General features: G+C 71.0%; 9 protein-coding genes, 1 tRNA gene and 1 rRNA gene. 5 read left to right on the forward strand and 6 right to left on the reverse strand.

Annotated features, from left to right (window positions below):
• Nucleotides 1-2: 2 nt before the first annotated feature.
• The 4 genes from PKE99_RS17505 to PKE99_RS17520 all read right to left on the reverse strand — a co-directional run bounded on the left by PKE99_RS17505 (nucleotide 3) and on the right by PKE99_RS17520 (nucleotide 3,587).
• On the reverse strand, nucleotides 3-167 hold the full coding sequence (locus PKE99_RS17505; protein ID WP_197040617.1) for a hypothetical protein: 165 nt from the start codon (nucleotides 165-167) through the stop codon (nucleotides 3-5).
• A 336-nt stretch (nucleotides 168-503) separates the two neighbouring features.
• A complete protein-coding gene (locus PKE99_RS17510; RefSeq protein WP_037045665.1) occupies nucleotides 504-860 on the reverse strand; it encodes a hypothetical protein in 357 nt (118 codons plus the stop codon).
• A gap of 373 nt (nucleotides 861-1,233) precedes the next feature.
• Complete coding sequence (locus tag PKE99_RS17515; protein WP_037045668.1) at nucleotides 1,234-2,361, reverse strand: DUF1015 family protein; 1,128 nt, start codon at nucleotides 2,359-2,361, stop codon at nucleotides 1,234-1,236.
• Entirely contained in the window at nucleotides 2,358-3,587 is a 1,230-nt protein-coding gene (locus PKE99_RS17520) for an NAD(P)-dependent oxidoreductase (RefSeq protein ID WP_037045670.1), read from the reverse strand. The genes PKE99_RS17515 and PKE99_RS17520 overlap by 4 nt, the downstream gene beginning before the upstream one ends.
• A 161-nt stretch (nucleotides 3,588-3,748) precedes the next feature.
• Here PKE99_RS17520 and PKE99_RS17525 point away from each other — a divergent pair, with 161 nt between their 5' ends.
• Together PKE99_RS17525 and PKE99_RS17530 are read left to right on the forward strand one after the other, a co-directional pair.
• Entirely contained in the window at nucleotides 3,749-4,153 is a 405-nt protein-coding gene (locus tag PKE99_RS17525) for a hypothetical protein (RefSeq protein ID WP_156067582.1), read from the forward strand.
• A 618-nt stretch (nucleotides 4,154-4,771) separates the two neighbouring features.
• Nucleotides 4,772-4,906 carry a Cif family virulence factor gene (locus PKE99_RS17530; protein WP_197040618.1) on the forward strand — a complete coding sequence of 45 codons (135 nt, stop codon included), beginning with the start codon at nucleotides 4,772-4,774 and terminating at the stop codon, nucleotides 4,904-4,906.
• 97 nt (nucleotides 4,907-5,003) lie between these two features.
• Here the strand turns inward: PKE99_RS17530 and PKE99_RS17535 are convergent.
• A tRNA-Arg gene (locus tag PKE99_RS17535) sits at nucleotides 5,004-5,077 on the reverse strand.
• Between the two features lie 173 nt (nucleotides 5,078-5,250).
• Between PKE99_RS17535 and PKE99_RS17540 the strand changes: the two genes are divergently transcribed.
• The gene (locus PKE99_RS17540; protein ID WP_051737421.1) at nucleotides 5,251-6,039 is read left to right on the forward strand and encodes a PP2C family protein-serine/threonine phosphatase; all 789 of its coding nucleotides are present in this window, start codon (nucleotides 5,251-5,253) and stop codon (nucleotides 6,037-6,039) included.
• Here the strand turns inward: PKE99_RS17540 and PKE99_RS17545 are convergent.
• Nucleotides 6,036-6,605, reverse strand: coding sequence for a methyltransferase domain-containing protein (locus PKE99_RS17545; protein WP_037045673.1), 570 nt, complete (start codon nucleotides 6,603-6,605; stop codon nucleotides 6,036-6,038). The genes PKE99_RS17540 and PKE99_RS17545 overlap by 4 nt on opposite strands.
• 62 nt (nucleotides 6,606-6,667) lie before the next feature.
• On the opposite strand from PKE99_RS17545, the gene PKE99_RS17550 reads away from it, so the two are divergent.
• Entirely contained in the window at nucleotides 6,668-8,848 is a 2,181-nt protein-coding gene (locus tag PKE99_RS17550) for a bifunctional copper resistance protein CopD/cytochrome c oxidase assembly protein (RefSeq protein WP_063739756.1), read from the forward strand.
• 496 nt (nucleotides 8,849-9,344) lie between these two features.
• Nucleotides 9,345-9,431, forward strand: a 16S ribosomal RNA gene (locus PKE99_RS17555); the annotation flags it as partial.

The raw sequence follows: 9,431 nt of genomic DNA on the forward strand, positions 1-9,431 counted from the left end.
ACTCAGCTCCTCCGCCAGAGCGTCTCCCACCCCATGTCCGAGAAGCACGGCCCCTGAGTGGCCTCCGAGAACTTGATGTCGTTGTGGCCGGCGTTCCACTCGAGCACCGCGACCTCGTCGTCGGTGTCGACGACGACGTCCCATCCCACGCTTCGCGCGAACGGCATCCGACGGTGGAGATCGACGACCGCGCCCTTGGCCAGTGCGCGGACTGCGCCAGCCGAGAACCTCGGCGGCGTGCTCGTCGCAAGCCTTGAAAAGGTTCCTGTCGGTCTCTCCCCGTTCAATTCCGATGGAGGAGAGGAGCGCGGCGTCGCTTCAGGGGGATGCCGTTTTTCGCCCTGGTTGGACCGTCCGGAGGCGCAGACTCAGCAGCGGCGGACACTATTTCCACAGCGGCGCGCGCGTCAACCGCTGCGGTCGGTCGGGACAGGTGAGGAGACGCCGGCGACCGCCGCGCGAGCCGGTATCGAGCAGGGCGCGGGCGCGAGTCGGGCGACGGTCTACTCGGGCGGGCTCTGCCAGGCCTGATCGACGTGCTGCTGCGCCCGGTCGAGGGCTGCCTGCGCCGCAGCGCGAGGCGCATCCGCGGCGAGGCGCTGCGCCGCCTCGGCCTTGCGGTGGTTGGTCAGCGCGTGAGTGACGGTCAGCCGGTGCAGCCCGAGCGCCTTCGCCATCTCGTTCGGTTCGACGCCCGCGTCGTCCAGTTCGAGGAAGTAGGCGTCGCGCTCGTGTTGCGCCGCCTCGACCTCGGCGAGCGCCTTGTTGAGGCGCGCCTGTCGGGCGACCAGCTCGTCGCGCTGCTCGTCAGTCAGGGGCAGACCAGGGGTTCGGCCTAAGCCGTCTTCGTTGTCGGCCATGCCGCAGGATGGTAGAGCGCAGTTGAATGTTGCACCGACTGGAGCGCCGCCCAGGAGCTCGGTGAGCGCGCCCGTCTTCTTCTGGATCTTGTGGGCGGCGCGGGTCGAACCGCGGGCACGGGGTGGTCCTTGCCGTTGGCGAGGAACAGCAGCGGCGCGCAGCTCGAGTTGTGCCGGTTGACCCTCGGCACCGCGTGGGGTGTGAAGTTCGCGAACGCCGCCTGGAAGAGCGGGCGCCCCGGCCCCGGCACCGCGAGCCTGTCGTGGATCGGCCTCGACTCCGAGTGTGCTCGAGTTGGTGAAGCCGTAGTGGAACTCCGCCGGCATGAGCATCGGCGGGGTTCTTCAGCGCCATCGACGCGACCTCGACCGGTCAGGGAGCTGGGGCGCGCAGGAAGATGCCCGAGCCCGGTTTGGGGGAGAAGAAGCTGCTTTTGGCCGGTACCACCTGGCCTGCATCGGCGATCGCGGTGAGGGTTTCGAGTTGCGGCGCCGGTAGCGCGAACAGTACGCCGCCGTCGGCCTCGCATGCGGTGAGGAGATCCTCGATCGGGGCGCGGGTCTGCTCGATCTTGGTGCCGGGGGGCAGCCCGTTGAGCACCCGGTCGTGGAGCAGCGAGACGTCCAGGCCGGGCGAGCCGGGCGGTCGCTCGCCGGAGTAGCGCGCGACGTACCAGCGGCGGTCGAGGTTGACCGCGATACCCGCCGCCATCGCCTCCTGCGGGTCGGCGACCGGGCGGACGTGGAAGCTCGCTTCGAGCAGGTCGCGGACCAGCGCGGAGTCGACGGGCCCCGCGACCCGCCGGTCGAAGGAGGCCAGCCGCAGTCCGTCGAGGGGGTAGGCCACGCACAGCACGCCACGGCGGGAGCCCCGTCCGGAGTGGTCCTGCACGTTGAGGCTGGCTGCCACGCGGTGGTGTCCGTCGGCGATGTAGTGGGTGGCGGCGCCCAGCTCTCGGCACAGCTCTTCGGTTTGCGGGCCTTGCGGGATTCGCCACACCGTGTGGCGTGAGCCGTCGGGTCCGGCGACGTCGCGGTCAGGCGGTAGCTCGGGCGCCAGCGCCAACGTCGCTTGGACCACCGGCCCGGCCCGGTGCAGGGTGCTGACCAGCTCCACCCGTTGGGGCGTTGTCGCCAGGTAGCGTGTCAGCCCATCGACCCGCTGCGGCTGCACCGACTCGTGACCCAACACCCTGCCGTCGAGGAACGCCTCCGGCATGATGTCGCAGACGATGCCGGTGTGCTGGCCGTGCGGCGTGCTCTGCCGGTAGATGTAGAGCGCCGGGGGCATCGGCTCGTAGGAGTGGGGTCGTACCGCGCGGGGCGCGAACCGCGAGGCGATGGCGATCTCCACCATCGGGCCCACCTCCTCGGCGGCGGCTTCGGCGCGGACCAGCCAGCCGGCGAAGGTGCGTACGGCCTGCGCGCCGCAGGTCGTCGCCCCTCCGGCTGACGCGGCCGGCGTATCCGCGGTGGCTTCCGGCGCGTATCCGCGGGTCATCCGAGCTCCATGGCGGTGGAGTCGAGGGTGATCAGCGAGCTGCCCAGCACCTCGGGGAGCGCATCGAGGCCTGCCAGCAGGTCTGTGGGCACGATGCCTGCGACATCGATGGTGGCGACGGCCGCCACGCCGCCCGCGAAGATCCGGTTCTGCATGTGTTCGACGTTGAGCCTCGCCTCACGCAGCAACTCCAGCACGCCGGCCAGCACGCCGACCTTGTCGAGGTGACGCACGGTGAGAGTGGCGCTGCCCAGTCCGCGGGGTGAGAGGTTGACGCAGTTGCGCGCCTCGCCTGCCGCGAACGCGTCGACGATCTCCACAACCCCCGCGGCGATCGCGGCCTGGGCCTGTGCGGTGGAAGCGCCGATATGGTGGGTGGCCACCACCCGGGGATGTCTGGCCAGCGGCGAGTCCCACTCGGCGGTGCCCGAGCTGGGCTCGTCGGCGAATACGTCGAGACCTGCACGGACGTGGCCGGCATCCAGCGCCGCGCGCAGCGCCGCCTCGTCGACCACCTCGCCGCGTGAGGTGTTGACCAGGACCGCGCCAGGTCTCATGGCGGCCAGGAACTCGGCGTCCACGAGGTTCTTGGTCTCCGGCGACAACGGTACGTGGAGGCTCACCACGTCGGAGGCGGCGAGCAGGTCCGGCAGCGAGCGGTAGCACGCGACGTCGAGCTCGGCCAACCGGTCGCGGGTGGCCTGGCTGCGGCCGGGACGGTCCAGACAACCGATCCGCATCCCGAACCCGGCTGCCCGCTCGGCCACGGCGAGGCCGATCGAGCCCAGGCCGAGGATGCCCAGGGTGCTGCCGAGCAGCCCGTTGGCCTTGGTGTAGGTCGATTTCGCCCAACGGCCCTGCCGCGCGTCGGCAACGTTGTCGGCGATCCTGCGGTCCAGCGCCAGGATCAACCCCATCGTGAGCTCGGCGACCGCGACCGCGTTGCGGCCGGGCACGTTGCAGACCAGAACACCGTTGCGGGCCGCGACCTCGGTGTCGATGGTGTTCGTGCCGGCACCGGCCCGGATCACCAGGGCGAGCTTGTCCGCGGCCTCGAACACCGTGCGGTCGACCTTCGTGCTGCGGACCACCAGTCCGTCGACGCCTGCGATCCGACCCGGCAGGTCCGCCGTGGTCAAAGAAGGCTCCACCGCACACCGATGTCCCCGCGACTCGAGCTCGGCAATGGTCTGGGCGGACACCGAATCGGCGAACAGCAGATACATGGGCGGACACCCTTCACGACGGGTTCGCAAACCGGGCCCCGATCGGGCCGCCACAGAGGCTGAACAGGCACCGCGCCCGACGGCCAGTCCCTATGAATGGCGACACGAGATCCACATGAGTTTCATATAATGGAACCCACGTTCCGGGTATCGCGGTTAGGGTGACGGCGGTCGAGCACCATGTCAAGAGGGAAGGGCGCGGGCTTGCTCCGCACGGCCGCGCGCCGATTCCGACCCCCGACGAGTGCCGGCGGCGGCCGGTCACGGAGATCGAAGTGCGATTCGGCCGGGCCTCGACGCCGGGCGTCTTTGGGCAGGTCGGGCAGAAGGTCGAGGCCGACGCGGTCCGGCGGGGTCCCTGGCTCATCCTCGACCGGTCGTGGACGATCACCGATCCCTCGACGTGCAGGCCCGCATCCCGGCTGTCGGTGCGCCTCGTCCGTAGACAGCCGGATCGCCGCTTCGGAAGGCCGACGCGCTACCGATCAACGTTCGGCACACAGGGCCTTCTGCTCGGGTTTCATGACAACAGCCGGGAATGTTTGTGGACCAGACGTAGCGAATGACGACGCGGTAGCACCGAAAGCGGGACCGAGACCATTGGCGAGACCGGAAACATTCGCGCCGTTGTCAACGCAGCTGCCATGCGGGACTTCTGAGGCCGCATTCGCAAGGGGAACAAGCACCACCAGAGCCCCAGTTGCAAGCCCCGTCACCACACCACATCGCAAGATCAGGTTTCATGGCTGAGTAGGGAACACTACGTCCACCGTCCGGTCGATACGGAGAACTGTGGTCCACCGCCTGACAGAATCTGCTCCGCGACGATCAGCGCGAGGATCTTGCGGCCCAGTCACCCAGGCCGCCGCCAGGTTGCCCGCCAGTGTCGCCAGCAGCGCCAGGCCATCGCCAGCCACGCCAGCGCACCGACCGGCACCCGCTCGCGGCGCCGCCGGCGCATTCGCAGCCAGGCCGCGGCGAACAGCCCGCCGACCAGCAGCGGGCCGAAGTAGTGCCACGGCGCGCCGGCTGCGCTTCGCCGACGGGCCCAAGGAGGTGCACATCAGCTCAGTCGCCCGCCAGGAGCTCGCGCAGCACTCAGCCGGGACTCCGCGTGCCGGGGCCGGCGGCGTACGCGGTTCTCCCCGTACCGGTGGGCATCCGACGGGTGTGCACTCGCGGCCATGAGTCTCGAGCTGCGCACCCTCGTCCTGGACTGGACCGACGCCCTCGACCGGGGCGATGCCGTGGGCGCGGCGGCACTCTTCGCGCCCGACGGTGTCTGGCACGACGTCGGCGCCGGGCGAGCAACCGGGTGATCTCGCGGGACCTTGTCCCATCTCTATCTCATGATCTCGGTTCCGGTGATCGGCCCCGGACAGGCGAGAGGCCCGCTCACCTGCGTGAACGAGCCGGTGCCCCCGGCAGGATTCGAACCTGCGACCCAGAGATTAGAAGGCTCTTGCTCTGTCCAGCTGAGCTACGAGGGCATGGGGCCCGGAGGCCGCCGCCGACGAGGGTAACGGCTCGGGTGTCGGCGGGGGCTCCGACGCCGCCCGACCGAGCGACGCGGGCGGCCGATCCGGCCCGTTCCCCGACGTCACCCGTCCGTTTCGCGGTGTCCGCCCTCACGCGTCGAGGGTGCGAGATCCATACTGGGCGCATGGCACTGGGACTGCGCTCCGCGATCGGCTCGGACGTCGGCCGCCGGCGCACCGCGAACGAGGACTCCGGCGCGGCCGGGGACCGCCTGCTCGTCGTCGCCGACGGCATGGGCGGCCACGCGCACGGTGAGCTCGCGAGTGCGCTCACGGTGGCGGCGATGCTGGAGCTGGACGAGCGCCTGCCCCGGGATCTCTCCGACGTGGACCTGCTCGGCGAGCTCGCCCGGGCGGTCGACGAGGCGTCGGAGCGGCTGGCCGAGCACGCCCGCAAGGAACCGGACACGCAGGGGATGGGCACGACGGTCGTCGCGCTGGTCTTCGACGGCGCCCGGCTCGGGCTCGCGCACGTGGGGGACTCGCGCATCTACCGCTGCCGCGGCGGCCGGCTGCGCCAGCTCACCCACGACCACACGATGGTCCAGCAGCTGGTCGACGAGGGCCAGATCACGCCTGAGGAGGCGCTCGTCCACCCGCGGCGCTCCGTCCTCATGCGCGCGCTGAGCACCGAGCACCCGGTCGAGGCGGATCTCGAGTTCCTCGAACCGGAGCCGGGGGACCGCTACCTCCTCTGCTCGGACGGGGTGACGGCGGTGCTGCCGGACAAGGCGATCGAGGACCTGATGGCCGCGCCGACCGGGCCCGAGGTCGTCGTCGAGCAGCTGATCACGCTGGCCAACGAGGGCGGCGGGCCGGACAACATCACCGCCGTCGTGGCGGACGTCGTCGACGCGGGTGAGGCGCAGGCGCAGGGCGTCCGGGTCGTGGGAGCGGCGTCCGACCTGCGCTAACGGCGGCCGACCAGGCGTCGGAAGCCGACCGGCACGGTTCCTCCGGAGGCCGCCAGCCGCGCGACGCGACGCTCCACGGCCTGCCTGCGCGGCCCGTCCGGTTCCGGCCATGCGCCGGCCGCGACGAGGGGCGCCAGCTCGGCCGGGGCGCGGAACACCGCGCGCACGTCGCCGAGAACGGCGAAGTCGGCCGCCGCGAGCAGCCAGCCCGGATGGTGGACGGCGGTCGGGCACACCCAGCCCGGTCCGAGCAGCCCAGGCCGCACGCCGCGTCGCAGTTCGCCGAGCGACCGTCCGGGCGCCGGGACGACGACGACCACGCTGCCCGCGGGCCGCAACACGCGGCGGACCTCGGCCAGCAACGCGTCGGGCCGTTCGAGCGCGGGCAGGACCCGGTCGAGCACCACGCAGTCCGCCGCGGCGTCGCCGAGCGGGAGCGCCCCGGGCGAGGCGCGTGCGTCGGCGACCGCGACCGCGCCGGGGTCGTGCGAGGTGATCGAGACCGTCCGGCCCGTGGTGGGCAGGGCGGCGTCGACCCACTCGGTCAGTCCCGGGATGTCCGTCACGAGGGGAAGTCTGGCAGCGGGGTACGACGGAAACCGTCGTGACGCGGGCATAGCCTGGTCGCATGGCGCAGACGACCGCCGACCCCACCCCGACGACGTCGGCCCGCCGGCCACCCTCGGGCATCGGCGGCCTGCTGGGGCTCGGCATCGCCGTGGCGGTCCTCGTCGCGGCAGGGCTCACGGCCCTCACCGGATCCCGGCCCGTCGAGAACCTCGGGCTGCCCGACCCGGGCACGCTGACCACGATCGGGCTGCCCGCGGTCCGCGCGATCGCCGAGGTGTGCGCCGTGCTCGCGATCGGCTTCCTGCTCCTCGCGGCCTTCTTCGTGGCTCCGCAGCGGAGTGGCTACCTGGACGTCGCGGGGTACCGCGGGGTGCGGGCGGCCTCGTACGCCGCCGCGGGATGGGCCGTGTCGGCCCTGCTGCTGGTGCCCCTGAGCGCGGCGGACGCGTTGGGCAGACCGGTGGTCGACGTGCTCGACCCGGGGCTCCTGATCTCGGTCATCCCCAAGCTCGCGGACGCGATGGCGTGGCTGCTGACCGCGATCGTCGCATTGCTGCTGCTGGTCGCGTGCCGGCTGGTGCTGTCCTGGGGATGGACGGTGGTGACGTTCGGGCTCGCCCTGCTGGGCCCGCTGCCGGTCGCCCTCACCGGGCACTCCGCGGCGGGCGGCTCGCACGACGTCGCGACGAACAGTCTCGTGCTGCACATCCTCGCCGCGTCGTTGTGGGTCGGCGGCCTGGTGGCCGTGCTGTCGCTCGCCGTCGCCCGGGCGGACGACGACGGAGTGGCGCTCGGCGTCGCGGTGCGCCGGTTCTCACGGGTCGCGTTCTGGTGCTGGGTGGTGCTCGCCGCTACGGGAGTGCTCAACGCCCTGGTCCGCGTCTCGCCCGCCGACCTGATCGGTTCGACGTACGGCGCGCTGCTGCTGGGGAAGACCCTGGCCCTGCTGGTGCTGGGTGCGCTCGGCTACCTGCACCGCAGACACACCGTCGACGCCGCCGGTCGGGGTGAACGCGCAGCACTCCTGCGGCTCGGTGGGGTCGAGGTGCTGCTGATGCTCGCCACCATCGGGCTCGCCGTGGCGTTGGGCCGCAGCGCGCCGCCCGCCTCGGACGCGGCTCCACCCTCTCGGACCGAGGTCGTGCTCGGGTACGACCTCGACGGTCCGCCGACCCTGGCCCGCCTCGCCTTCGACTGGCGGTTCGACCTGATCTTCGGCACCGCCGCGGTGCTCATGGCCCTGCTCTACCTGCTGGGTGTCCGACGGTTGCGTGCGCGGGGGGACGCCTGGAAGCCCGGGCGGACGGCGGCGTGGCTCTGCGGCTGCGCGGTGCTGCTGATCGCGACGAGCTCCGGCCTCGGGAAGTACTCGCCGGCGATGTTCAGCGTGCACATGGGCACGCACATGATGCTGTCGATGCTCACGCCGATCCTGCTCGTGCTGGGGGCACCGGTCACGCTGATGTTGCGTGCGCTCCCGGTCGCCGGGCGGGGCAATCCGCCGGGGCCGCGGGAGTGGTTGCTCGCGGCCGTGCACTCGCCGGTCGCCAGGTTCGTCACCCACCCGTTGTTCTCCCTGCCGGTGTTCGTCGGCTCGTACTACGCGCTGTACTTCTCGAACCTGTTCGGGTGGGCGCTCAACGAGCACTGGGCGCACGTCGCGATGAACCTGCACTTCCTGCTGGCCGGGCTGATCTTCTTCTGGCCCGTGATCGGCGTCGACCCGTCGCCGCGCCGCCTGCCACCCGTCGTCCGGCTGGCGGTCGTGTTCATCTCCGTGCCCTTCCACGCGTTCTTCGGCGTGGCGCTGATGGGCGCGGACACGGTGATCGGGGAGCAGTTCTACCGGTCACTGGCGCTTCCGTGGGTCACCGATCCGCTCGTGGACCAGAAGCTCGGGGGCGGACTCGCGTGGGCCTCCGGCGAGGTCCCGCTCCTTCTGGTGATCGTCGCGCTCCTCATCCAGTGGTCCCGCCACGACGAGCGGTCGGCCCGGCGCGATGATCGCCGGGCGGACGCGGACGGGGATGCGGACCTCAAGGCCTACAACGAGATGTTGCGCCGCTTGGCCCGTGGTGGAGGCCCGTCGGGCGCGTCCGAGAAGAATCTTGAAGATCCTCCGGACGACGCGTCGCACGACGAACGACGGGTGGAGGGCCCCTCCGCGGGGCGCGAGCCGGCCGGGGCGTCGGGGATCGGCGCAGGTGAACGGCCCCGGGACATCCCGTCGACGGACTGACCGTTCGTCGCGGGGCCGTTCGGCGCCGTTTTGCGCTCCACCGGTCGTTTTCGCAGGTCAACGCGCGAATGGGGGGCCGATTTGACCACCCCCGGTAGCCCTGGTGTAACTTTCTCTTCGTCGCCGCGGCGAGCGGAAAGACGGATCGGGCCGGTTCTCCGGGCCGGGTCGGGCTCGCCAGAGAGTGGCAGCCTCCGCGGAAGCGATACCTTCGGGTAGCGTGGCAGGGGCGCGTCGGACGGAAGTTGGGGGTTGCCCCAGCAGTTCGGACGACGTAACATAAGAGAGTTGCCTCGGACTCGATCGAGTCTGGTAGGCTCTCGGACAGAAGCGACAACGCCCCGGACGGATCCCGCAAGGGTTCTCGGTGGTGTGCGGGTGTCTTTTGAGAACTCAACAGTGTGTCGAGCTAAGTGTTCTGGTGGTTTTGTGCCAGTTCATGTTTGGTCTGCTGCCGGTCCCGTCCGGTGGGTGGACTGTTTTTGAGAGCCAGTTTTTGTTGGAGAGTTTGATCCTGGCTCAGGACGAACGCTGGCGGCGTGCTTAACACATGCAAGTCGAGCGGTAAGGCCCTTCGGGGTAC

Source organism: Pseudonocardia halophobica (genome assembly GCF_027922425.1).
GTDB classification, from domain to species: Bacteria; Actinomycetota; Actinomycetes; order Mycobacteriales; family Pseudonocardiaceae; genus Pseudonocardia; species Pseudonocardia halophobica.

What these genes read in the sequence shown, in the direction of transcription:
- PKE99_RS17520 (WP_037045670.1), bottom strand. Translation starts at nt 3,587, where the DNA reads ATGTATCTGCTGTTCGCCGATTCGGTGTCCGCCCAGACCATTGCCGAG.
- PKE99_RS17540 (WP_051737421.1), top strand. Translation starts at nt 5,251, where the DNA reads ATGGCACTGGGACTGCGCTCCGCGATCGGCTCGGACGTCGGCCGCCGG.
- PKE99_RS17550 (WP_063739756.1), top strand. Translation starts at nt 6,668, where the DNA reads ATGGCGCAGACGACCGCCGACCCCACCCCGACGACGTCGGCCCGCCGG.
- PKE99_RS17515 (WP_037045668.1), bottom strand. Translation starts at nt 2,361, where the DNA reads ATGACCCGCGGATACGCGCCGGAAGCCACCGCGGATACGCCGGCCGCG.
- PKE99_RS17505 (WP_197040617.1), bottom strand. Translation starts at nt 167, where the DNA reads ATGCCGTTCGCGCGAAGCGTGGGATGGGACGTCGTCGTCGACACCGAC.
- PKE99_RS17530 (WP_197040618.1), top strand. Translation starts at nt 4,772, where the DNA reads ATGAGTCTCGAGCTGCGCACCCTCGTCCTGGACTGGACCGACGCCCTC.
- PKE99_RS17510 (WP_037045665.1), bottom strand. Translation starts at nt 860, where the DNA reads ATGGCCGACAACGAAGACGGCTTAGGCCGAACCCCTGGTCTGCCCCTG.